General features: G+C 50.6%; 17 protein-coding genes. 7 read left to right on the forward strand and 10 right to left on the reverse strand.

The window, feature by feature from the left end; all coding sequences use genetic code 11:
* Window positions 1–137 precede the first annotated feature (137 nt).
* On the forward strand, window positions 138–671 hold the full coding sequence (locus CWB98_RS15515) for a hypothetical protein (protein WP_212751141.1): 534 nt from the start codon (window positions 138–140) through the stop codon (window positions 669–671).
* A gap of 218 nt (window positions 672–889) precedes the next feature.
* Entirely contained in the window at window positions 890–1111 is a 222-nt protein-coding gene (locus tag CWB98_RS15520) for a hypothetical protein (RefSeq protein WP_249364690.1), read from the forward strand.
* 71 nt (window positions 1112–1182) lie between these two features.
* Here CWB98_RS15520 and CWB98_RS15525 read toward each other — a convergent pair whose 3' ends face one another.
* From CWB98_RS15525 to CWB98_RS23990, 5 genes are all read right to left on the reverse strand, one after another.
* The gene (locus CWB98_RS15525; protein ID WP_138545689.1) at window positions 1183–1560 is read right to left on the reverse strand and encodes a hypothetical protein; all 378 of its coding nucleotides are present in this window, start codon (window positions 1558–1560) and stop codon (window positions 1183–1185) included.
* 9 nt (window positions 1561–1569) lie between these two features.
* Window positions 1570–2139 (reverse strand): hypothetical protein, encoded by a 570-nt coding sequence (locus CWB98_RS15530; protein WP_138545690.1) that lies wholly within the window; start codon window positions 2137–2139, stop codon window positions 1570–1572.
* 89 nt (window positions 2140–2228) lie between these two features.
* Complete coding sequence (locus tag CWB98_RS15535; protein WP_138545691.1) at window positions 2229–3605, reverse strand: class II fumarate hydratase; 1377 nt, start codon at window positions 3603–3605, stop codon at window positions 2229–2231.
* 8 nt (window positions 3606–3613) lie between these two features.
* Window positions 3614–3985: a hypothetical protein gene (locus tag CWB98_RS15540; RefSeq protein ID WP_138545692.1), complete on the reverse strand. Its 372-nt coding sequence runs from the start codon at window positions 3983–3985 to the stop codon at window positions 3614–3616.
* Between the two features lie 92 nt (window positions 3986–4077).
* Complete coding sequence (locus tag CWB98_RS23990) at window positions 4078–4254, reverse strand: hypothetical protein (protein ID WP_171045672.1); 177 nt, start codon at window positions 4252–4254, stop codon at window positions 4078–4080.
* A 170-nt stretch (window positions 4255–4424) separates the two neighbouring features.
* Here CWB98_RS23990 and CWB98_RS15545 point away from each other — a divergent pair, with 170 nt between their 5' ends.
* Entirely contained in the window at window positions 4425–5018 is a 594-nt protein-coding gene (locus CWB98_RS15545) for a DUF938 domain-containing protein (protein WP_138545693.1), read from the forward strand.
* Here CWB98_RS15545 and CWB98_RS15550 read toward each other — a convergent pair.
* The 4 genes from CWB98_RS15550 to CWB98_RS15565 are packed head-to-tail and all read right to left on the reverse strand — an operon-like array spanning window position 4995 to window position 10628.
* Window positions 4995–6122 carry a GNAT family N-acetyltransferase gene (locus tag CWB98_RS15550; RefSeq protein ID WP_138545694.1) on the reverse strand — a complete coding sequence of 376 codons (1128 nt, stop codon included), beginning with the start codon at window positions 6120–6122 and terminating at the stop codon, window positions 4995–4997. The two genes, CWB98_RS15545 and CWB98_RS15550, sit on opposite strands and share 24 nt — an antisense overlap.
* A gap of 3 nt (window positions 6123–6125) precedes the next feature.
* Window positions 6126–7454, reverse strand: coding sequence for an alpha/beta hydrolase (locus tag CWB98_RS15555; RefSeq protein WP_138545695.1), 1329 nt, complete (start codon window positions 7452–7454; stop codon window positions 6126–6128).
* Window positions 7427–10147 carry an ATP-binding protein gene (locus tag CWB98_RS15560; RefSeq protein ID WP_138545696.1) on the reverse strand — a complete coding sequence of 907 codons (2721 nt, stop codon included), beginning with the start codon at window positions 10145–10147 and terminating at the stop codon, window positions 7427–7429. The genes CWB98_RS15555 and CWB98_RS15560 overlap by 28 nt, the downstream gene beginning before the upstream one ends.
* 19 nt (window positions 10148–10166) lie before the next feature.
* A complete protein-coding gene (locus CWB98_RS15565) occupies window positions 10167–10628 on the reverse strand; it encodes an Lrp/AsnC family transcriptional regulator (RefSeq protein WP_138545697.1) in 462 nt (153 codons plus the stop codon).
* Between the two features lie 133 nt (window positions 10629–10761).
* Between CWB98_RS15565 and CWB98_RS15570 the strand changes: the two genes are divergently transcribed.
* Window positions 10762–11946 carry a PrnB family protein gene (locus tag CWB98_RS15570; protein ID WP_138545698.1) on the forward strand — a complete coding sequence of 395 codons (1185 nt, stop codon included), beginning with the start codon at window positions 10762–10764 and terminating at the stop codon, window positions 11944–11946.
* Entirely contained in the window at window positions 11943–13058 is a 1116-nt protein-coding gene (locus CWB98_RS15575) for an aminotransferase class V-fold PLP-dependent enzyme (RefSeq protein ID WP_138545699.1), read from the forward strand. Before CWB98_RS15570 ends, CWB98_RS15575 begins: the two co-directional genes overlap by 4 nt.
* Here the strand turns inward: CWB98_RS15575 and CWB98_RS15580 are convergent.
* The gene (locus tag CWB98_RS15580) at window positions 13050–13814 is read right to left on the reverse strand and encodes an MBL fold metallo-hydrolase (RefSeq protein ID WP_138545700.1); all 765 of its coding nucleotides are present in this window, start codon (window positions 13812–13814) and stop codon (window positions 13050–13052) included. The two genes, CWB98_RS15575 and CWB98_RS15580, sit on opposite strands and share 9 nt — an antisense overlap.
* A gap of 436 nt (window positions 13815–14250) precedes the next feature.
* Here CWB98_RS15580 and CWB98_RS15585 point away from each other — a divergent pair, with 436 nt between their 5' ends.
* The gene (locus CWB98_RS15585; RefSeq protein WP_138545701.1) at window positions 14251–15459 is read left to right on the forward strand and encodes a hypothetical protein; all 1209 of its coding nucleotides are present in this window, start codon (window positions 14251–14253) and stop codon (window positions 15457–15459) included.
* Window positions 15460–25111 (forward strand): FG-GAP-like repeat-containing protein (locus CWB98_RS15590; protein ID WP_138545702.1); only part of this gene is annotated, 9652 nt, incomplete at its 3' end.

Raw genomic sequence — 25111 nt, forward strand, 5'->3', positions numbered from 1 at the left:
GTTTCCCATGTGAAAGTAGGACATCGCCAGGGCCTTATAAGAGAAACCCGTTGCAGAAATGCAGCGGGTTTTTTGCTATGTGCAATTTAAAAAGGCGTCGATGAAACTGTAGACAGAATGGCGTTGTCTATTCGTCCATGAAGCTTGGTTGGATGGTAAAGCTCGCACTTAGCAACCTTTGGGGACACTTCCTTGTGGAGGGCTCCCGGCTCGGCGTCCATGCCTCGCGTTCATTGCGCTGCGAAGCGGTGCTTCGGTCGCAATTCACCCATGTGAAAGTAGGACATTGCCAAGCTCCTAATAAAAGAAAGCCCGATTCGAAAGAGTCGGGCTTTTTTGCGTTTGGGTTTAAAAATATTTTAGATGAGAACGCTGACATTTCTCCATTCAAACCGATCTACACTAGCGCACTTGATGCGGGAGACCACACCGCTCATACAACAAGTACACTGAAACAAACCTACTCAGCACTGAAAATCTGGTTTAAATGGATCCCGCATCGCGTGCGGGGTCATGACGGAGTTGCTGTTGGAGGTGTGGTAAAGCAGGGTAAACCTGTAGTCACTGCTGGATGGCCACACCGTTGGCATGACAAATATACCAGAGCAAACCTACTCAACACCGAAAACTGGTTTAAACAGCGGCCGAATTGCGTGGGGGATGGCGACTGAGGTGCTGGCAAATATCATAGATCAAGGTGAGTCTGGCGTGAATTAAAAGTGGTGTATGTTGTGCCCCTTTATACGCCGAGCTTTTTGAAGGTTAGCGACTTCGCGATTGAGCGCAAAGAGGGGTGAGTCTGTGAAGCGATTGCAGGAATATGGTAGGGACACGGCCGTTTGTCTCGGACACAGGCTATCTTGCATTGCTCTGTGTGCAATGAGTCGTTATGATAAATGTCCATTGCCGTCGTTTTGAGCTGATAGTGTCTTTGTATTTACTCGTTCTGCTTGTTATTTTTGCCCTGTTTGGGTGTGCCTCTACTTATCTGGTGAAGTTTATTTATTGCTATTGGGTAAAGAAGCAGATTGAGATCCGGTATGTATGGTGGGCATGTCTGTGTGCGTTGTTGATAATTCCTATCTCATTGCTGAGCCAATGGTTGCTCTAGCGCTGACATTGCAAACGTAATGGACTGCCAGATGGTTAGGCCTTCTGACAGTCAAGAAACGGATTGCTGGATTATTTCAATGTGATTGCCTGACATTGACGATTGATACATAGCGCCTGAATAGGTAACACTTGCTTGCATACATCATTGGGTGGAGTTTGTTGGTTAAGCACCTGTTCTTGCCGCGTTATTGCCAAAGCCGCCTGCTCTACCTGGCTCTCATCTACATTGCGCACGGAGTACACAACATACTGACTTGGACCACCACAGGTTTGCCGCTCTCCGACTCCGATTACTTTGCATTGAAAGCTTGCATCGCATCCCTTATCAGCCACTAATTCCGACAACGCCTGATTGTCATCATTATCGGTTGCTTGTGTGGACTGTGTATTACTACAGCCAGTCAGTAAACCGGTGAGCAAAAAAAGCGTCAAACACTGATACTTCATTGAAAATCCCTAGTAGGTTGCCTGGTTCGAGTGCTCGAGTTTAACACATTTATTGTTAACGCACTGAGTGGCTGGCACAGTCAAGTGCTGGCAAATACTGACCATTTGGTTTTTAGCATTATAGGCGGCTTCAGCATGTGTCAATTTGTCGGCCAGCTCTTTCACTTTCTCTGGGTCCGCTGTCTTTGTTGAGAATATGACATAGTCTGAGGGACCGCCACATGCCCGGCTACCAACCGGAAGCACCTGACATTGAGTCGAGGTGTCACACTCTTTGTCTTTGGTAATAAATTTAAGATAGGCACGTTGATTTTTTAGCCTTGCTTCGTTGATCGCGTCTTCATCGATCTGGGCGATGGGTTCTGCCTTGTGCACTTTGTCTGCCGGGGTAGGTTTACTGTGTCCAACATCATGCCTGACAGCAGATTTAGTTTGTAGTTTGGCAGGCGCAACCGTTCGCTCGTCTGCGGTGCTCTGCTGAGCGTTCGTGGTTTCCTCGTTATTCACGGGGTCGTTACCTGAAGCACTGCAGCCGGCAATGAAAAACAAACTACAAAGAGAGAGTTTAAACGCGTTCATATCAGATCCTGTCTATTTTTCTTTCAGTGTGCCGCGCTTTTTCTCTTGTGACAAGATTCACGCGCCAAGTTTATTGGCGCGTGATACGGTTACAGCCCACCGAGTGTGAGTTTTTGAGGATCCAGTAATTCACGTAGCTTAGTTTCACTTAAGTCAGTGTGCTCGGCAGCAACCTCAATGATAGGGCGTCCTTGTTGATAAGCCTGTTTGGCGATGAAAGCGGCTTTTTCATATCCGATCACCGGATTTAAGGCCGTAACCAAGATTGGATTACGAGTGAGTGCCTCTTGTAGCCTTGGCTCGTTGACCTTAAAGGTCGCAATGGCTTTGTCGGCTAGCAGGCGTGACATATTTGCCAGCAGCTCGATGCTCTGCAAAATGTTATAGGCAATAACGGGCAGCATCACATTCAGCTCAAAATTTCCTGACTGACCGGCTACGGTGATTGTGGCGTCATTGCCGATCACCTGTGCACTGACCATGGCAGCGGCTTCCGGGATCACGGGGTTGACTTTGCCTGGCATAATGGAAGATCCAGGCTGTAGAGCTTGTAATTCTATTTCACTCAGGCCTGCCAGAGGACCTGAGTTCATCCAGCGCAAATCGTTGGCAATCTTCATATTGGCCACAGCGAGCGTTTTTAACTGGCCCGATAGCGCGACGATGGCGTCTTGCGACCCAATGTTATAAAAAAAGTTTTTGCTGGGTGTGAAGCGGATCCCCACATTACTGCTCAGGTAGCTGTTGAAGGTAGCTGCAAAACGCTCATCAGCATTCACTCCGGTGCCAACAGCTGTACCGCCTTGTCCTAACTCATAGACCTTCTCGAGTGCCTGTACTATACCCTCACAGGCAGAATCAACCTGATGCTGCCAGCCACTGAGTGTCTGTGCAAAAGTAACAGGCATAGCATCCATCAAATGGGTCCGGCCTGTTTTCACTAAATGGCCGACTTCTTTACTCTTATGCTCAATCACCTGAGACAGGTGCTTGAGCGCGGGCAGTAGCTCGTACACCGCCAAAATGGCACTGCTAACATGAATTGCCGTAGGGATCACATCGTTGGAGCTTTGCCCCATGTTTACGTGGTCATTGGGGTGGACTGTCTCGCCACTGAGTTGGCTGGCCAAAGATGCGATCACTTCGTTCGCATTCATATTTGAGCTCGTGCCTGAGCCGGTCTGAAAGACGTCGACGGGAAACTGTGAAAGATGTTTGCCATCAATGATCTGCTGGCAGGCAGCAACAATTGCCTTCGCTTTAGCAGACTCCAGGTGCCCCAATTCCTGATTGGATTCTGCGGCTGCTTGTTTGATGTAAGCCAGCGCACGAATAAATCCGCCTGGCAGTGTTAACCCACTGACTGGGAAATTGTTAATAGCACGCTGAGTCTGTGCCTGATAAAGCGCATCTTGCGGTACGTCTAACACGCCCATGCTGTCTGAAACTTGTCGAAATTCGCTCATAACTACTCCTAGCTGTACGGATTAAATTCATGGCTGATGATCCTGGCTTCCCGCTCGAGCAGGTAGAATTTATGTAGGCCTCTGCGCTTTGCTTTGTAGTAGCGCTTCAGAGCGAGCAGCGGCTTATAGATTTGTTCCAGGCACTGTTGTCGCACACAAGTGTGCACCAGAGGATCAGCTATGTGGTTTAGTAATTCAAAGAATACTCGCCTGAGATACAGCTCCTGAAGCAATGCACAGGATTGTCGCTCGTACCATTTTGCTAAATCACACCCGGCACTGATAAATTCTGCAACCTGCTGAGGTGCATCAAGGTAAGGGCGGGTGCAGTGTGCATTCAGATGCGGCTTAAAATTGATGAGCGCAAGCGGTGTCAGCATAGTAGAGTATCCCTTTAGTGTAACGATAATAATTATCATTACACTAAAGGGGAGCGTTAGCAAGCCCTGATTGTGTGCAGAGCTTATGCGGATTAATTATATCCAAGCAAAAACTGCTGGGCCGTTTTCTCGCGCTCTTGTTCCGGACTGGTCAGGAGATCCGCCACTTCCTGACAGTAGTCTTGGCTTTCCAGTAAATTAGGTTCTGCATCCGTGTCTATCAGACCACGGCTTGTTAAAGGTAAATGAGAGAGATCTGAGGTTGTCATAATGTGCTCCAAGCGTTGTGTCGAAATTTCAGTATAGACAATGCATGCTTTATACCAAGGATAAAATTGTATGTTTTTTATATGTTTAAAGTCATGCAATCTAAAACTGCTTGCATTTTAGCGACAGGATTGCATCAATAGAGCGCAAAATTGGATCACAGAGGTGCAAGATGGATAAACCTTACTCTCAGGCATGTGAGAATAATAAGCTGCCAATACTCGAAAAAATACGCCCTTATTTAACAGAGGTCACGTTTGTACTGGAAGTCGGGTCAGGTACGGGGCAACATGCCGCTTGTTTTGCGACTGCGTTGCCTCATTTAACCTGGCAATGTAGTGATCTGGCCGTCAATCATGCTGGGATCCGGATGTGGAGTGAAGACAGTGGCGCCCGCAATTTACCCGTACCACTCACACTCGACCTGGCATCCACACCCTGGCCGGTGGCGGAGGTCCCTGCGATTTATACCGCGAACACCTTGCATATTGTGTCTGAAACTTTGGTCAAAGCCTTTTTTGATGGGGTGAAACAGCACCTGGCTACAGGTGGACTGTTGATGGTGTATGGTCCTTTTAACTATAACGGCCAGTTTACCTCACCCAGTAACCAGGACTTTGATGGTTTTTTGCGTAGTCGCGATCCGCGTAGCGGGATCCGCAATATAGAATGGATTTGTTCTCTTGCCACACAAGCTGAGCTGATATTGCAGGAAGACTATGCGATGCCGGCGAACAACCGCTTACTGATTTTTAAACGGCAGTAAACTCGCACACTGATCACGGTATTGTGCCATATGTGAGCGCTCCCGGGCCAGGTAGTCATCAATTGCCTGTGCAAAATCTGGCTGACGGATATGGTGGTAAGAGTGGGTGATAACCGGCTCAAAACCCCGTGCCAGCTTGTGTTCTCCCTGTGCACCGGCGTCAAAACGGCGCAATTTGTGACGAATGGCATACTCAATTCCCTGGTAATAACACAGTTCGAAGTGCAGGTGGTTATGGCTTTGAAGCGCGCCCCAGTAACGGCCATACAGGGTGTGCTCGTCGTGTAAGTACAGACTCGCGGCCACGATTTTTTCCTGCAAAAATGCGCATACAATGGCAACCTGATCTGTCATGGTCTCGCAGATACGCTGAAAAAAAGCGTCGTTCAGGTAGCCATGATGTCCCGAACGCTTGAGATACGTAGTGGCATAGCACAGGTAAAATGCTTGTCTTATTTCTTCCGTGATCTCGTCGCCCTGATACCAGCGGATCGTGAGCGCCTGACCCTGGATTGCTTTGCGTTCTTTATTGATGGACTTACGCTTACGTGACGTCATTGCGCCAAGAAAGTCGTCGAAATCCGAATAGTCATTATTTTTCCAGTGAAACTGTACACCGTGGCGCTCCATCAGGCTCTGGCGCCGCCAGCCTGCTAGCGGTGTCGGGAAATTGATATGCCAGCCTGACCAGCTGTGTTGTTTTGCCTCCTCGTGCAGTGCAGCCGTTACATAGTCATAAAGTGCATCGGGTACCGGATTGCCGGATAAAACACGACTCCCTACTACAGGCGTAAACGGAATGGCACAGATCCACTTGGGGTAATAGGGTAGCTGATGGCGTTCATACGCTTCGGCCCAGGCCCAGTCAAATACGTATTCGCCATACGAGTGGAGTTTGATATAGCCGGGCAGCAACGCGACTAATTGGTTGTCCTGATACACCACTAGGTGATAGGGCTGCCAGCCTGTTTGCTCACCAACACAGCCGCTATGCTCCAGTGCTTCCAGCCAGGCAACACTGCTAAATGGAGACCGGCCTGACAGTGTTGTGCGTTCGGTGACGGTCAATGTTGAAAGTTGAGTGATAAAACGATGCTGATACATAGTTTACTGCATTGCCTTGCTCAAAAACTGTGTCAGCTGCGCAACCATAGGATCATAATCCGGATTAAAGGATACCCGGACCAGAGGCGTATATTGCGCCAGGTTTGCTGCACTGCGCTCACCAAAATGTGGTTTTTCGGTGGTCTTGCAGTGTGTAAAGGCTGTGATGTCCTCCAGATAGGTATCGCAATTGCGAAAGGTCCCCGCTCTGCCGTAATAAGGATGATCCGGTGGATTCAACATACCAATATGCGACATATCAATGACCCTGTCGAGGAGGTCGACTTTAGTCACGTCAATCGACTCAGGTAACGCAGCAATGGGTGTTGGGGCATAGACGCGCAGTGTCAGCGGGGCGGAGCGATCCTGTGCCCAGCGGCTTAGCAACTCATAGGTCACCTGACTGTCAATGGTCGTATCAACATCGCTGGCAATTGCAAGGGTTGGCAGTGAATCTGGTAATTTAGCAGCTCGCATATCGGCCATGGCTTCCTCTACCAGCGTGACTGCGTGTAAAGGAAACGACTCATATTTTGCCAGATCCAGATCGGCTTCTTTATCAACCCAGTCCACCCAGGGCAGCCAGTCCAGCCATTTTGCCAGCCAGGCCACTTCGCTGTGGCTTTGTGTGGCTGGTGCCACTAGCACCAAAGCCGCCAGGTTATCAGGCCGACGCTCGGCTATTTCCGTGGTTGCCAGGGCTGCGCCGGTTGAGTAGCCAAGCACTGCAAACTGGTTATAATCACTGGCTGTTCGCGAAATGGCATAGCGCACATGCTGTTGCCAGTCCCGGTAGTCGACTTCTTTCAGGTCGCTGGCAGCAGTGCCATGGCCGGGTAACAACATGGTTCTGACGTCATAGCCTTGTGCATACAAATCTGCGGCCAGAGTGTGAAAAATAAAGGGTGAGTCGGTTAATCCATGGATCAACAGTACAGCCTTTTGGTTGTTCGGATGCGTTAACTCAAACGGGGCAGCGAAATCTGCTATCTGAGTTGCAGGTTCGCTGAGCAGCGCCGACACTTTGGTTGCCAGCTCACAACGGAGCGTGGCTTTTGGATTGCGTGCCAGGATCAGGGCTCGGGTTGCGCTGAGATAGGCTGCGTACGACTGTGCCTCGGGAATATCCAACACGGCTGGGCCCACGTCATTAGCGTAGCGATACGTGCCCTGCTGCGCGTCGATTTGATAGCGTGACAGGTCGCTTACCTGATCCAGACAGGTCTGTGCCTGTTGCGCTTGTGTTGGTGTCGCAACAAGTTGTGCCAGGCCGGCCAGTATAAAAAATATATACCCTTTTTTAATCATGACAGTCGATATTGTATTAAGCATTGCACCAGCTTATCGCGCTCCAGTGGTTTTGCAAGATGGCTATTAAACCCGACAGCGACCGCATAGGCCTTATCCTCGGGCATCACGTCGGCAGTCAGTGCGATAATCGGCAATTGCTGCTGGCTGAATTGCTTACGTAATAGCGTGGTTGCCTGATAACCATCTAGTAACGGCATCTGGCAGTCCATAAGCACCAGATCAAAGTCCTGCTCCCCACACACATCAACGGCCTGCTGACCATCGCTCACGAGGACAAACTCCACTTCAATTGACTGCAGCATGGCTTTAATAACAAGCTGATTTACGGGGTTGTCTTCTGCAACCAGCACATGCATGCCCTGCAGCAAGGAGTGGTCAAGTTGGGCTTTATCTGTCAGTTGGGCATCGCCGAACGGACAGCGCAAAGAAAAAGTGAAGGTGCTGCCTTGCCCCGGGGTGCTTTGTACTGTGAGCTGCCCATCCATCAGCGCCACCAGTTCTTTGCTGATAGCCAGACCAAGACCCGTGCCACCAAAGCGCCGGGAGGTAGAGGCATCGGCCTGTGTGAAAGGCGCGAAAATCAGCTGCTGCTTGTGAGAATCGATACCAATACCGGTGTCGATGATAGAAAAAGTAAGTAGGTAGTCACTGTCACCATGAAGCACTTCACAGTGGAGAGTCACCTTACCATTGTCGGTAAACTTGATGGCATTACTGCATAAATTAAGCAGGATCTGCTCCATTCTGAGTTCATCTGCCTTAAGCCAGCAAGCACCACTGATATTGGTATTCAGTTGCCATTGTAACCCTTTGTCCGCGGCGCTGGTGGTAAACAGACTATCGATCCGGCCAAGTAGTGCTTGTAGATCAAAGTCATGACGCTCAATGACCAGGTGGTTAGACTCAATTTTGGCAATATCGAGAATGTCATTGACCAGGTTAAGCAGTGTTTTTGCAGCCATATCAATGCGGCTGGCATAAGACTGAAGGGTGTCAAATGAATGGGTTGTTTTCATTAAAGAAGCAAACCCCACCACGGCATTTAATGGCGTACGGAGCTCGTGGCTCATATTGGCCAGAAATCGACTTTTGGCCTGATTCGCTCGTTCAGCATCTTCAACCGCCTTGCGCAGCGATTGAGTGCGCTGTTCCACCAGGTGGTTAAGTTCATAATGCTGGTAGTTGTTGAGTAGCACAATAAAAGTGATCAACGCGGTAATGCTTAGCTGTAACAGCAGCAGTAAGACGGTTTGTCTATGGTTGAGACTGGCGACAAAATCGGCTCTGAGTTCAAGTTTAATACGCCATATCTGGCCACCAAATTGAATCCGGGTTTCGAACAGATTGTCTGCAGACATTTGGCTGGCAGAGAATGGATGATTACGATAGAAGGGCTGTGTATTGTTGCCATCGAATACCGCAACGTTATAGCTGTTAGCCTGAGACTTTTTCAACACCGAGCCCAGCAGGGTATCCGTTTGCACCACGGCTGTGGCATAACCCAGAATATCTGCCTGTGGATCAGTGGCGTCACGATGGTAGACCGGTGAAAACAACAGATAGGCCGGTATAGGTGGGTCGCTTTGCACTAACTCAATGATGTCTGTGGCCTGTGGTCGCACGGTGATCGTTGGATTTTCTAATGCCTGCTTGCGATTTTCCCGTGAATACACGTTAAAACCCAGTGCACTGAAGTTCTCGGCCTGTGGTGAAACATAGGTGACAACCACCAGCGGATCATCAGGGGCCAGCGGCAACCCTTTGAGTTTAACCCGGCCATCATAGAGCGTATCGAATTGACGCTGAAGCGCATTCCCCTGTGTTTGGTTTAGTCTGACATTCCAGGAGATAGCGCGTAAGAATGGGTAGCGGTTGCGCTGCTGCTGCGCAATCTCATGAAATTCCTCAGCATTTACCTTACTGAGTGACTGTAGCTTTGCAGCCACCCCTTGTACTGCCAGCATGCTGAGATTGACCTGTTGCAACAGCAGATTTTCTATCAGTCTTAATTCTCTTTGTGCTTCTCGCTTTGCAGCCTGAATGTTGCCCTGATTGTATAAATAGGTTGTCAGTACCACAGATAAAAACAGCACAAAGCTGGTGGCAAAAACGTTGCGACTGCGGTGATAACTGTGTTGTTCAAACGCCCATGCGTCGAGCATCAGCAGTAACAGGGGAGTAAAAATCAGTATGCCGAGGCTGTCGCCCAGCCACCAGGCCACCACGTTTTGCCAGTGATGACTGAATTGATACTCGGGGTTAAACAGGCTGAGCGAGAATACACCGATATTTGCGGAGATCAGATTCGCGAGTATGCCAACCAAAAAAATATAATAGGCGATGTGCTTGCGAGAACGCATTCGCAATGGGTCGCCGAGCCAGTGCCGCAACAGCAATCCGCCAGCTAACCCCTGCAAACAGGCGCCCAATGCGATAATAGAGACCTGCAAAAACTGCGATAAGGTCGCCTGATTAAACACATAGCCATGGGCCGTGGTCCAGTTAAACAGCGCCGAGGCTAGAAATAAGCCGGGCAGAAAACGCCAGCCCCAAATCAGCACACCCACCAGGCCTACGCCCGCCGGTAGCCAGATGGGCAACACCTGATCCTGAAACGCAAATGCGGTCAGAGCTTTGCCCAGCGCAAAATAGCTCAGTGTCATAAGCACATAAGCAACCCACTGATGATGCACTGTGCGAAATTGGAACTGCATATGGATCGAATCCTTTGCGTTAAACTGGCAGGGGTCGTTTGGTAAACGTTTGTTTTAAAACGATGGTTGACTCAATCCCTGCGATATAGCCGATGGCGCCAAGACGATGTTTGACAAAATGCTCGTAACTGGGCAAATCCTCGGCAATGATTTCAAGTAAGTAATCATGCGCCCCAGACACCACTGAGCAGCTGAGTACCTGTTGCAGTTGCTCTGCATGAGACTCAAACTGGGTGGCGGCCTGTGCGGAGTTCTCACTCAGGCGAATAAACGCATACACCAGTACAGTATAGCCCAGTGACTGCGGTGCCAAATTGGCGTGGTAACCTAAAATCACCCCATCCTGTTGTAACTTTTTGACGCGCCTTAGGCAAGGGGTGTCAGACAAACTGGCTTGTTCAGCGAGTTGAGCATTACTGAGCCGGGCGTTGTCCTGCAATGCCCGCAGAAGAATACGATCTTTGTTATCCAGGTGCGCCATAGTAGTGATTTCTGCTAATAATTTGGTTTATTTTTTATATTGTCGCCAAACTAGTCTAGCGTTCACATAAATTTTAGCAACTTTTAGCGCATCAGGTTTGGTAGCCTGAGAGTCATAATTTGGGGAGCTACCAATGACCACACTCACACATGCATTTGATCACTGGATCCGCAGTGATTTTGTTACGCTTAACGACAAGCTGGAGGCTGCGTACTGGCAGCAACAGGACAAGGCCAATGTTGAAGGCGTAGAAGACAAAATAAAACAACAACTACTCAACGAAGGGCAACAGCATATCCAGGCATTGCTGGCGGAAGGCAATACCGACGAAGGCTTCGACAATGCGTTCGACCTGCTGGGCAACGTGGGCCTGTATATGGCAGCCTGTCGTCGGCATGAACTCACCGAGCCCAGCCGGGAACAGTACTCACCGCTCAAAGAGGCATCGGCACTAGCGATGCACATTGGCGCATCCATTGGTGTCACACCGCGCTTTGCAACGGCGCATCTGACCACACACAACCGCGCAGTTAACGGAGTGTATAAACGCTTTACCAGTCACCCAGCCGAGCAGCTGTTTATCGATTACAACACCCGGGCTATTTTGGCCTACAAGCGTGCCGCAGAGTGCTTATTAAAAATCCAGCCGCTGGGCATTTCACATCCCATGACACCGGTGCTGCTGACACAGGTCAAAGAGGCTTTGTTAGATGTGATCCGCTCTAACCAGTGCTTGTTTGAACAACTGGATACCGATGCTTTCTTTTATGTTGTCCGTCCCTATTACAAACCTTACCGGGTGGGCAAAGAAGTCTATCGCGGTGCCAACGCCGGCGATTTCGCCGGGATCAATGTGATCGACATGATGCTGGGCTTGTGTCAGGCCAATGACGTGAACTACGCTCAGATGCTGGTGGACAAGTTCCTGTATATGATGCCCGAGGATCAGGCTACACTGCGCGAATGCATGCGTTTACCCAATTTGATGGATGCCTTTGTCGCGGCGGCTGAACAGCATCACAGCAGTAGCTGGTACCAGGAAGCAGTGAGTGCGTTTGTACAGGTATGTAAGCTGCACGGCGATACTGCTATTCAGCATCACAATCAGCTGGTAGAAAAGTACATTGCCAAGCCGTCTGGGGATATGAATACCCAGCATCTCGACAAAGTCACGGCCAGCGGACCGCCGTTGCCTGTGCTTCTGAATCAACTGGCATTGCTACGGGACAAGCGGGCAGCGGCAAAGCGTGAAGATGTATTTACCCGCTTTGATGACTTAAACACACTGCGTCGCAGTATCGCGAAGGGCATACAATGAAACAGACGGACTTCTCATTACCTCAGGGCCACTATTTGCTCAGCCACTCGGTAGGCCGGCCGCTGGCAACGGCCGAGCAGGACTTTATGCAACGCTACTTTCATCCCTGGGCGGGCGACAACCATGAGCCCTGGTATCAGTGGCTTGATGGCATACAAGAGTTTACCTCGGCGTTGGCCAGGCTGTTCAACAGCCAGGCAGACTATTTTTGCCCGCAAAGCAACCTCTCCAGTGGGTTAACTAAGTTTGTGATGAGCCTGCCGGAAACGGGCCGCCAGACAGTACGTGTGCTGATGAGTGAGAGTGACTTCCCCAGCATGGGGTTTGTACTTCAGCAGGCCGTTGCGGATGTTGAAATCCACTTTATTCCTGCCGATCTGGATATGTCCGATCTGAGTGTCTGGCAGCAACATTTGCACAGCGGGATTGACTGGGTGTTCGTCAGTCAGGTGTACTCTAACACTGGCCAGCAGGCACCTGTTGCAGCCATCACGGCACTGGCCAAAGCACAAGGCTGCCGGGTGATTGTCGATATTGCCCAGGCCGCGGGTGTGATCCCCATAGATCTGTCAGACTGTGCGGCGGACTGTGTGCTGGGTTCCTGCGTAAAGTGGCTGTGTGGCGGACCCGGTGCCGGATTTATCTGGGTCAACCCAGACATACTGCCACACTGTCAGCCTAAAGACGTTGGCTGGTTTTCTCATCAGAACCCGATGGAATTTGATATCCATCACTTTGCGCCCCATGATAGTGCGCTGCGTTTCTGGGGCGGTACACCGTCTGTGGCCGCTTATATATTTGCCGCTCACAGCATTCATTACTTTGCTGAGCTGGGGGTGGCTCAGGTGAGGGCGCATAACCTGACCTTGCTGGCGCGTTTACAGGCGCAGCTGGCTCCCTGGTATGTCGCACCGACCGATGCAAAGCGCTGTTCCGGCACGGCTATTCTCAACGCCGGTGAGGCGCAGGACGCGGTATTATCGGCCTTAAAAGAGGCAAATATTGCGGTCGATGCGCGTAAGCTGGGGATCCGGGTTTCACCGCATATCTATAATACTGAGCAGGACATCGACGCCTTCATTAAAATCTTTACCCGCGCCGCATCAGCTTGAGCCGCGTTTACCCAGCCCGAGTGCCCGTCTGGTTTTGGTTTTTACCGAACGCCAATGGGTGACGGGCTGCGTAGGTGCCAGTTGCAGCAGCTGCGCAAAATCAATCTCTGCAAACGCAAGCTCACTGTGGTGCGCCAGCATCACAGTGGCGGGGGCCAGCTGTTGCAATTTAAGCAGCGTCGAGCGATACAGTCTTGGATAAAACACCGGATAAGGCGGGATGAGTTTGCCACGCACCTGCACCATCACATCAGCAATATATACTGTACTGCGGTGTGCATGATAAAGGCTGATGTCTCTGTCTGTGTGGCCGGGAGTGTGCAAGACCTGCCAATCTTCAAAGCCCGGCAGTTCGGCGCCATCGGGCAGATACACATCGGGTTTCAGAGTACGTGAATACCAGAGGTTTTTTCGTGCTTTGCGTTTGCGCCCGGCCACCCATAATGCCAGTGCAATGTCCGATAAATGCATAAGCATACCATCCAGGCCCCGATACCACTGACCCGGGCAATTGGCCGTGGCTATCTGCGCACCGGTTAAGTTACGCAAATAATGCGCTCCTCCGGCATGATCCGGGTGCATATGGGTCACTACAATCAACTTCAGCTGGTGGAGCGGACGACGCAGCTTGTCGGTAATATACTGGCAGAGCATCGTGACATCTGCACGACTACAGCCATCCAGCAGTAGCAATTTATCCGGGTAAGCCACCAGATAGATGTTCTGAATATAGCCTTCGATGGTATGGATCTTCATCTTACATGTCCGTCAGTATGTGCTGGGCTGATAGTGTTAACACATCTGACCAGACTTTAAAACGGAGGATAGTCCTTTTTCGACAGGAACCTGTAAGGAAATTATCCTGAAAAACTCTCATTATAATGACCCTTATCTAAATCGAGCTATGTTTTTGGCTATTAAAATAATCATAAAATTTACTTTTACTAAACATGGTCCCCTCTGTATCAATCTCAAAATTAAATGGTAATCCATTGTATTTATTAAATATAAATTGATCCTTATGAGCGCTAAGGCGCTCCATGTGTATTTTTTATGTTTATTGGGTGTTGAAATTTATTATTTTGTCTGTATTTTGCTGTTTCTTTTTTGTATCCAGATGTGACTTTGGCGGATCGAGTCTGCACATCTGATATGCAGTGATTTTGATCTCAAGGCAGGAGAGTTCGCAGAGATGAAAGGACTAATAATGGCATGGGCGCTGTTAAGCGCCTTTTCGGGTTGGGCAATGTATGCCCCCAACGAGCAAAGCATGCAGATGATGTACTGCAACCAAGGTGGCGGGCAGGCAGCCATGTCAATGTCCTTGGGGGCAGTGCCTACCTTAAATAATCGGGCAGCAGTAACCTCTGCTGCTCAGCGTCTTGCTATTACCAACTTTGATTTGCAGGGGAGCGCCGCAGACTGGCAGCAGGAGGTAAATCTGACCTGGCAGGTGCAAGGTGCAGATCTGGTACAAATTTTTCGGGTCAGCCATACCGAAACCTGCTTACTGTATTTGCAGACTCCGGAATTTCGTTTTGCGACCGACAGAGGTACTGCACAAACTCATGCGTTGTTTTACCGGCTTGTAGCCTGGCGCGGTAATGAGCGGGTATTTGTCGATCGGCTGACCAGCGAGCAGCTTGCGCAGCCCCAGGGGCAGACCTTTGCAACCAAAGCGACTCTGCCCTTTGCGGATCAACGCCTGGATGTGAACGAACATACTCTGTTCTACCATCAGAACAGCGTCTTTTTTGCCACCCATGATGAAAAACTCTTCAAGTATTCACGGCAATCGCAGGGCAGCTGGCAACAGGAGTGGTCATTGACGCTGGATGGCGCAGTATCGAACCCCCCTGTGGTACACAATGGGTATTTGTATTATACCCTGAGCATGGTCGGTGAGCGGGGTCGGCTTTGTCGGGTACCGCTGTCTTACGTGACTCATCAGGAGTGCTCGCAGGTCAGGCCCACAAACCTGATAGCCAGTCCAGTCATAGTGCCACGTACTGAGCCCGATGCGCACTCGGTTTATTCAGCGCAGGCCAGTACACAGCCGTTGTGGGGGGTTTATGGTTTTGGCCGTGACGGCTCGGTTGAGGTATTCAGGTTCGAACGCCAAGTCACCATCTCGGCGCGCACTATGATGCCGAACGCAGTATTTCGTAATGTGCTGAGCACCCCCCAGCTAATTACCGCCCAGATAAGCCGGCCGGATAACCCAAGTGGCCGAGCTCTATTTGTACTGCGTCAGCAAAACACCATGCTTGGGATCCAGGTGCCCATCAGCCAATCGCACACCCACACTTTGTATGACGCTATGCAGGCAGCGTATGGCCGCTCAACGGCGCCGTCAGACGAGTCTGACACGTTACAGTTGCTATGGAAAAAGGAGTTATAAATGCCAGCAATAATACAGATCTTTACGCTGTTTTTACTGCTCATGAGCCTATCCAGTATGGCGGATACCGCTGAACTGGACAACGCAGGGAGTTGCAATGATTATCAGCTGATCGAAATATACAAAGGTCAACCTGCTGAGTTTACTATCCACAACATACAGCACCGGACAGCTAATCCCACTGATCGCCCGCCCGAGTATGACTACACGTTCATGTTCAGAAAAGAAAGCGGTGTGTACGTCAAAAAAGAGAACGGATATGAGCGACTCTCGTTAGAGTTTAGCGGAATTACTTCTGACACCGAAGCCGGATCACCACGCGTAACCTTACTGCCAGACAGTCTTGGCACGCATGAATTCGTACTTACCTGGACAGACAATTGGTTTAATCGGGGCACCAAACCGGGCATCAAAAACGCTGTGCGTAACGGCAAATGCCGGGTCAAAGTTCAGGTTAACCAGCAGCCGGTTGCTCCGCTAATTTCTGCCATCGAAATCACACCATACGCACTGGAAGGTGCGTTTTCACCTGAAAATATCCCAGCAAGTCGGGGTTTTAAGATCTCCTTTTCAGTCACGGATAGAAATAATGATTTGGCAGGCGTGGCTTTGCATCAGTGGACGGTATCAGATGATATTACAGCGCTGAGAAACGCGCTTGCCTGTACAGATATCGGCAATAACAAAGATTGCGTTATCACCCTACCCGGCGGGACACTCAGCGAAGGGCACTATGCGTTTTCGGTGAGTGCAACTGACAGGGCCAATCACACCACCAAAGTCTTGGGTCCTTCGTTCAACATCACGAATAATCAGCCACCTAAGGTTTTGTTAAATCCCGAAGCGGTGGTGGTGGGAGTTGGTCAGCCGGTAAAAGTAGCGGTTACGGTTACCGACGCCGACAATGCAAATGGGCTAGCTACCAACAAGCTCAGTCAGGTGATATATAAAGTCGACGACCGCGCAACCCCGGTAAACTGTGCAGCCAACAAGAATTGCCAGGTGAGCGTGGACATGGGCGAGGTGACTCGTTCTTTATCTGTTGAATTTACCGCGACAGACGGCGCCGGTGGCACAGGTACTGCATTGCTACCCGTGACCTATTGTTCTCTCCCTGAGGCGCGCTTGGATGTATCCTCACAAAGAGGGGTATTTCCGGGTGAGACCCTGCGCCTGACAGCAATCGGCTCCGTTTCGTGCGGGGAAAAAGCATCACGTATAATGATCTGCCGTGCCCCGTATAATACGCAATATGCACCACAAAAGGCCTGCAGTGACCCAATTACTGAGTTTTCGCTCGAGTCTGATACCTGCACAGAAAACGACCCTTGTCATTTCAATTATACACTGCCGGGCGCCTCAAACAGCAGCGTACCGGGCTATACCTTCTACAGCGTGGCTGTCGATGACATAAACCAGCAGGTGGGCAGTGTGCCACGCCATGTGGCCCTCGGCCAAGACGTTACCAGCAGCATTACCCTGGACCCAGGTATCGCAGAGCGCGGCCATCAGGTGCTGGTGGGAGAGCCGGTACGGTTCACGGTGGCTGCATCGGCGCACAGCGCAGCGGTAAACAGCATTGCTATAGATCAGATCATGTTGAGACTCGATGGTAATAGCAACCAGGCTGAACCGCTCAATATTCAGGTCGCCCTGACCGATAACCCTCACTGTCCGCAGGACGCTCAGCCCCCTGGCAGTATCCGGTTGTGTCGCGGAGCACTGACCTATTTTGACGTTACCTGGACGCCTGCACAGGCTTATCATCAGGCGACGGTGAAACTCCTGATCAACGACAACACCGGCAATGTGAATGCGTCCAGTATTGCCACATTAAAGGTAAGCTACCCCGCTTCGCAAAGTCCAGCGACCCCTCTTCTTGACCTGCTGAGCGTTGAAAATGGCAGGAAGTATCAAGCTGCGCTCTCCAGATATGGCAGCAGCCGGGAACTGGATATCAAGTATCGTAAAGGCGGGAGTGAGTTTACGCACCACACCATCAAGACTGGCGGCAATCCGACCAGCGTTTACTCCATCTACAGTGATTACGACGATAACTTAAAGACACTGGAAGTCTGTGCCAGAGGCGTAAATTATGCTGGCGGTGATCGAAATGCGGCCGGGGCGGACGTTATCTTTGGTGAGGAAATCTGTAAAACAGCAAAAATCGAGTACGCCAAACCAGTGCCAAGAACCAGGGTGTTTAATAACCCACCAAAGCAGGTCGGTGAGGCTTATAGCCTGCACTGGACGGGTCTGATTGGGGATGCCTATTACGAGCTGGACAGCTGGCCTGGCAGCTTGGCCGAGAAAGCCCGCAATCACGATAGGGGCACCCTGCGCACGACTCGGGTCGCGAGCAATACCTTTGAAATCAGCAAGCCGATGCAGGGTCAGCACAGTTATGAGTTGCGCGCCTGTAACTCGCAGGGGACGTGCAGCGTTGGTGAGCAGATCACCGTAGAGCATATGGTACCACTCATTACCGAAGCCACGCTGGTCGAGGTCGATGCAGGAAATGATGCAATGTATACACTCACCGTAAAGGGCCATCATTTCGGGGCGGGTATCAGTCAGGTTTATCTGCGTTTAAGAGCAACCGGTGAAACCTTTACCCTGGAGCAGAACACGCTGCGTTTTGAGCCTGGGAAAGTGGAGGCGACTATCGACCCAGAAAAACAGCCGCGGGTGATCGCAGGCTACAAGCAAGGCGGACTTTACCTGGCTATTGACAATGGCGTGTATCGCACGCAAGACGTGCGGGCAAAAGCAAGCACGATGCTGAATGGGGAAGGAAGTGAGGCCCACTATGCATTGCGCGATGCAGAAGTCAGTTTAAGTGACAATGGTTACCTGTATACAGGCACAGCAAAGGGGCTGGTTGCCTATAAAATTGCTGACGAAAACCTGACTTATCAATGGACTCATCCGGTTGACCAGCATCTCATTGCGGGCAGTGGTGCTGTGCGCGGGGTGACCGGTAAACCTCTGGTTCACAGTACGCCAGAGTATGACGAGTTATATTTTGGCACCCTCACTCATAAGGTTCTTAAAGTACGGCATCGTTTTAACGTGACCGATCACAGCTTCAGACATGCCGAACGCTGGCGTTTTAGTACCCGTGGCGCAGTCACAGCAGGGCTGCAGATGGGCTCTAAGCAGGAGTTGTATGTGCCGACTATGGAAGGCGTATTGTATGCTTTAGATGCCTCAACTGGCGGGGTGTACTGGCACTATGAGTTTGCCGATTCCGGAGGCATTGATACGACCCCCAGGCTCACCAGTGACGGCAGTCTCTGGGTCACCACACAAGATGGCGTTACCCATCAGCTGGACCGGTCACGTATTGCGTCAGAAGCCGTGGCGTGGGATGAACTTTTAACGCTTAGTGACGAGTATGCAAAAGAGCTGGAGGAGTGGAAAAGTCGTTACTGGCATCCGGGTCAAAGCTATGATGAAGCCATCGCCGTAGCTAAGGCCTACTACATCATTATGCAAAAGGCTCCGAGTAAGGCGCAGCTGAGCTTTTTAACCTATTTGCTAACTCAGGGTTATTCACTCGACGGCGTAGTGAGCACTATTTTGAAAGGTAACAGTGAGCTCATTGGTATGAAAAACCAGGCGTTTGTCACAGAGTTGTTTCGGCGTGTGCTCAACCAGCCTATCGAATTTAACGACCCACGGGTGCTTGGCAACTATACGCAAGCCGGCTGGTTGGCCAACCTAAATGCAAACATACTGCGCTCAACCATGGTGATCCACTTGCTTGAGGCTGCCAGTGAGCAATATAACCAGGTTGTCTATTCGCTGCTGTACTACTTTTACGACTACTGTAACCTGGCCAATGATTGTGTCTACTATGGAGATGCCGATCAGGATGGCCTGAATGATGCGGTCGAAGCATTACTGGGCACCAACCCTCTCAATGCTGATGACGGATTGCGTCCTCCAACCTTAACGATTCCGCAGGGGACGAGTCTCGACGGCTCGGTTCATTTTCAGCTGGATGGTCAGGGTGTGGTGCACACCTATCAAATAGAAGAAAGTCTGAATAACCAGTCGTTCAGGGTGGCTGCTGAGAAACCAGCCGAGGATAACCAGTACGGCGCGGGTAATAGCGCCGGAGATCAAACTGAGTTTTTCCTCGAAAAAGGCAATGGCAACTATCGTTTCCGGGCTAAGTCTTGTGTGTCGGTTACTTTAAATAACGATCCTCAATTGCACTGCAGTGTGAACTACTCAAATGAAGTGAGCCTAAACCTGACCAACAGTGCCGTAGATAAGCCCATTAATGTCTCGTTGCCTTACCTCAGAGCCCATATGGAAGCCCCGGATGACCACACGTTGCGAACGCATGCATCATTGTCTGCAACCACGGGAAGTTTCCGGGTGTCGGAATCGGGCAGTGCCACATACAGTGTGCCCATCGCCTTACCTCAGGGAATTGCCGGTGTGACACCTGAGGTCTCATTGAGCTATCAGGGCCACACTGCGGATTCCGGTCTTGGCCTTGGCTGGGCTGTGAACGCTGGTTCATCCATTACACGTTGTCGCCAGACCATGGCGCAGGATCAGCAGTTTCAAGCCCTGATGTTTAACGACGAGGACCGATACTGTCTTGATGGTCAGCGTCTGATCAACACAGGCGAGCGCGGACAGCTTGCCGGGCACCAGGTCGATACTTTGTATGTCACTGAAGTGGATAGTCATCTGAGCGTAGGTAAAGTTGGCGATATGTTCATTGTGCAGGGGAAAGATGGTGCAATTAAATACTATGGTAAAACCCCGAATAGCAAGATAAAGATCCTAGACGAGGATGGTAGAGGTCATACTCTGAGCTGGATGCTTGATTCGGTATATGACAATCTGAAACAGGAACAAAGCAAAATAGAGTATGTCTACCGCTCTTTGGAACCCACAGAGTTTGCGCTGCATGACCGGCCTTACACGGCGGACAAGGTGCTCGACTATATTCGCTATAGTGGTAATCAGGTGAAGTTTAATTACAACCAGGGTCCTGTCAGAAATGTTTCACTGGTTGATGGGGTATACGTGCTGCAACTGGCACAGCTGACCAGCATTGAGGTATTTAATCATAACCACAGCTTGCTATCACGTTATCAGCTTGACTTTGAACAATTCAGTCATGAGCAGAACCAGTCCGGCTCCGAAGGGTCAAGTTATAAGCAGCGAGTGCTCACTCAGATACAGCAGTGCCGCGGAGTATGTAAACTCCCCATTAAGTTTGGTTATCTCGACCAAAGTGGCGAAACAGACTTTGAGAATGCACGTACCTTGTTACATCACTCCGGCACCATCAGTGGCTTTACGCTGGCCGACCTGAATGCGGATGGTAAACCCGAAACCATTGCCCTGTATAAAAACAAACAGGACAAAGAAGACAAACACTATCAGTTATGTGTGTCCGGTGTGTCCTGCGTGGCTATCGAGCGAAAAGATGGGGCCGAATTTGTCTCACTTGCGGTGTTTGATCACGATAATGACGGGGCATTCAGCATTTTAGTCAATGTTCAATCTGACTATGATGCCAGCGCGGATGAAGGCAAAGCCAGAGTCTACTGGCGGATGTATGAGCTAGCGGCAGGCAGGCTCGTTCAGGTAGATCAACTGCCCTTTGACGATGTCCGCCATTATATGGGCGAGATGCAGTTTGCAGATATGAATGGCGACGGATACGCCGATGCTGTCTTTAAAGACCATTATCATGCGGTAGGACAGGGGCTCTATACCAGCATTTATAACCCACAAACAAACACTTACCTTCCGGCTGTTGCCGTTGATCCTTACCAGGAGTACGACGTGGGCCGGGATACATCGAACGACCTCATGGCCAAGGGCGCTGAGTGGCGTGTACTGGATATGAACTTTGATGGGCTGTCGGATGTTGTGGTGCTCAGGTGTAATAAAACGGTAGACGAATGTGATACCGAGCCGAAAGATAGTCTCACAGTGTATTACAACAAAGGGACTTTCGCTTATGAAGGCAACCACAGATTTTACCCGCTTGAAGTAAGAAGCTTTGATTATGCACAAGGGATATCATCGCTGACCGCAGCCGATGTAAATAGTGATGGCCTGACAGATTTCATCTTTTTTGTCCCTGATACTGAAGACAGTGATAAAGGCGAATGGCGGGTGTTGCTTAACCTGTCCAGCCAGCGTTACGAGTTTGAGCAAGTATTCACATTATCGGCAACGAAAGACAAAAATGATATGGCACATGCTATCCGTGCCGATTTCTCTCCCATAGTGGCAGATCTGGACAAGAATGGTCAGGTTGAGTTGTTATTTAAAGCCAGTCGGCCCAATGAGTGGAGTAAATACGAATGGTCACCTAAAGACGTCACCTTGCTCGATAGCAAGTCGACGCTGCACATTGCAGGTGTGGACGACCCGAAAAAGGACAGTGCATTTTTTGCAGATCATAACGGCGATGGTATTACAGACTTGATAGTCAAATCACCAGACCAGTTACAGGCACTCTTTAATCGCAATGTATCGGCGCATGCAGGTTTACTAAAGCACATCATTCAGGGTCATGGTAATCGGACCGACATAGACTACGAGGTAATGACAAGCAGCCTGGTGTATGGGGGACAGCTACCTAGTCTGCCCGCAGATCAGGCCCTGTTTGACGAGCAGCAGTTGCTGGTGGTTCACCCTATGAGTGCCCGTCCATTAGTCCAAAAAGTGACGACCGATAGCCCTTCAAGCATGTCGCAGAGCGAGCGTCGATCCGTGGCGTACCGATATTATGGTGCGGCATTACAATTTGGCGGACGTGGCTGGCTGGGCTTTAAGGCACTTGAAACCACGATGGAAAAGTCATCCTTGCAGAGCACGCGTAAGTTTGTGACGACCACACGTTATCACCAGGCGTTTCCGCTTACGGGGATGCCTGCCTCGACAGTCAAGAAAATGGACAGCAGGTTACTGTCAACGGCACGCAACACCTATCGGCATACGCCTGTCAGTTATGCCGGGCAGATTGCCAAATCATATCAGGTTTATATGTCTCAGGTGCGCGAGTGTGAAGCCCAGCTCGACTCCTACCTGCAAAGCACAGGGTATGCCTGTAGCGACAGCGACACCACACAGGATGAGTTTGGCAATGTAACAGATACCCAGACCACTCAGTTTTACCTCAGTAACTATCCCGAGTCATTTATTTCTGGTAACGATTCAGCGCAGCGATTGTCACACGTGAAAACCACCAATGTCTTTGCAACAGACTGGCAGGCAAAGTGGTTTGGACGTCTGCAAAGCAGCACTGTGGAGCACAAGAATTGGCTCACCAATAAATCACAAAGCCAGACTGCGCACTTTACTTACTATCCACAAGGCGCTCACAGTGCCTATCTGCTGGAAAGTGAAACCACCGCTAAGGGATTGGGGTGCCAGTACGAGCTGACCAAAACCTATGAATATGATGTGGTGGGTAATCAGATCAAAGTCGCCACTGAAAACTCCGGGTGCGCTAATGATAAAAAGCAAACCCGCTATGTGCGCCATAAATATGATGAGGATATGCGCTATATCGAGGCCAGCTTCCGCAATTTTAAGGAGGGCGAAAAGGAGGAGGAAAAGACGGATGAAAGTGGCGATCAGACTGAGTTTGAGGTACTGAGCGGCAGTAAGGTTCTGGCCCGCAATGCCTTTGGTCAGCCGACCCAGCTGGAGTCTGTAAGTGGCGCTATAACCACTCAGGTATACGATGTGTTTGGTGGGACCATCGGCAGCTACAGTGTCTCTGGTGCACAGAGTTATAGCTATGCCACGGCCTGCAGCGCTAATGCGGACGTTCAGTGTGCGCTGGTACGTCATACCGTGGTCAACAACGAGTTACTGGAAGTTCAGTATGTTGATCGCCTTGGCAGAGTGTTCGCAAAAAGCACGCGCACTGCGCTGGGCGGCTGGCTGACCAGTACAGTAACGTATGACAGATATGGCCGGGCAATCATGACAACGGCCCCGGGTGCACAGGCTGTCACGACCGACTATGACGTGCTCGACCGGGTGGTGCGCTCGACCGATCCCAATGCCGATACCGTGTCGAACATTACCCACAGTGCCTTCACCATGACAACTGAGCTGCTCTATGGCAGTACTAACCACGTCAATCAGACCGTAGATAAAACACAGGTCCACAGTGTGGTTTACAATAAGCTCGGCCAGGTATATCAGGAAGTGGATACACTCGGCCAGACCCTGACTCACAGCTATGATGTGATGGGCCGTCGGGAACTAACGCGTTCATCTGCCGACAATAATGCGGTGGTTATGAGGCTGAGTTATGACCGCCTTGGTCGCAAAGCAAGTCAGCAAGATAACGACCGGGGCCGCTGGACATATCAATATTCGGCGTTTGGTGAGCTGCTTGAGCAAACCGACGCCCGGGGTGTGAAGACGGAAATAAAGTACGACCTGCTTGGCAGAAAGATAAAACAGACGCAGATAACCAGTAATGTGAGAGCGTATGCCGGAAGTACCCTCAATCAAAACTCGGTGATGCAGGAAGGGGTGAGTGAATGGCACTATGGTATCAGCTCGGCGACCGCACACCTGCTGTTGTACGCCACTCAGGGCGGCAGCGACTGGCGACAGGTGTATTATTATGATGATCTACACCGTCCGGCAGCGACCCTGACTGGGCTGGATAACAAGACACACTGCGAAGCTCATGTTCAGTTTAATAGCCGACTCAACGACTTACGTCTTTACAATAAAATAGATAGTAAAGATAACCCCGTGGCCGACCCACTCGATAGCCTGTGTGTTATCTCGCAAACGGCGTATGACGAGTATGGTCGTACCGCGTTGTCGCTGGATGACTACCGCCGTTACGAAAATGGCCAGTTTGAGGATGTGCGGGGCCTGCAACTGCATTATCAGTTTGGTCAGGTGGTGCGTCGTCAGGAGGCGCGAGAAGGCGAATATGGCACGGTGTATTACGGGCTGATGCAGCTGAATCAGCGTGGTCAGGTGAGTGATTACCACAAAGGCGCTGTGAGTATGCGGCTGAACTACGACAGCAGCGGTATGCTTTCAGGCATAGCGTCGCAGTCCAGTTACCGTTACCTGCAGCAAGACAGCTATCAGTTCGATGGTATCGGCACGTTGGTATCGCGACAGCTTACCAACCAGAACCGGGAAAACTTTGGCTATGATGCGCTCAACCGGTTGACCAGAGTAAACGGGGCAAGCTGGTACAGCTATGCCGGTAATGGCAACTTACTGTCGAAACCGGGCGGTGAGCACCAGTGGCACTATGATTACCAGGCAAACGGCGTAGCCAATCACAGGCTGACAAAACGCAGCTATGAATACACCCGAGAGCGCGACCCCTGTGACGGCGGCGGTGGTGGCGATCAGGATACGTTTGGCAATGTTGACTGTCCGCTGTCTACCTTTATGGCCAGCAGCGGGTTTAATGCCGGCGGCTTTGGAGGGGGATCCTGGATTGGTGGCGGCACTCCGATTGGTGGCGGTGGCACTCCGATTGGCGGTGGTGGCACTCCGATTGGTGGCGGTGATACCCCGGAGCCGATTCAGGTAGAGATAAAAGAAACCTTTGCCTATGATCGCAATGGTAACGAAACCAGAATGATCAGCACCAAAACAGAGGATGGCA

This window comes from Pseudoalteromonas rubra (assembly GCF_005887115.1).
Lineage (GTDB): Bacteria > Pseudomonadota > Gammaproteobacteria > Enterobacterales > Alteromonadaceae > Pseudoalteromonas > Pseudoalteromonas rubra_F.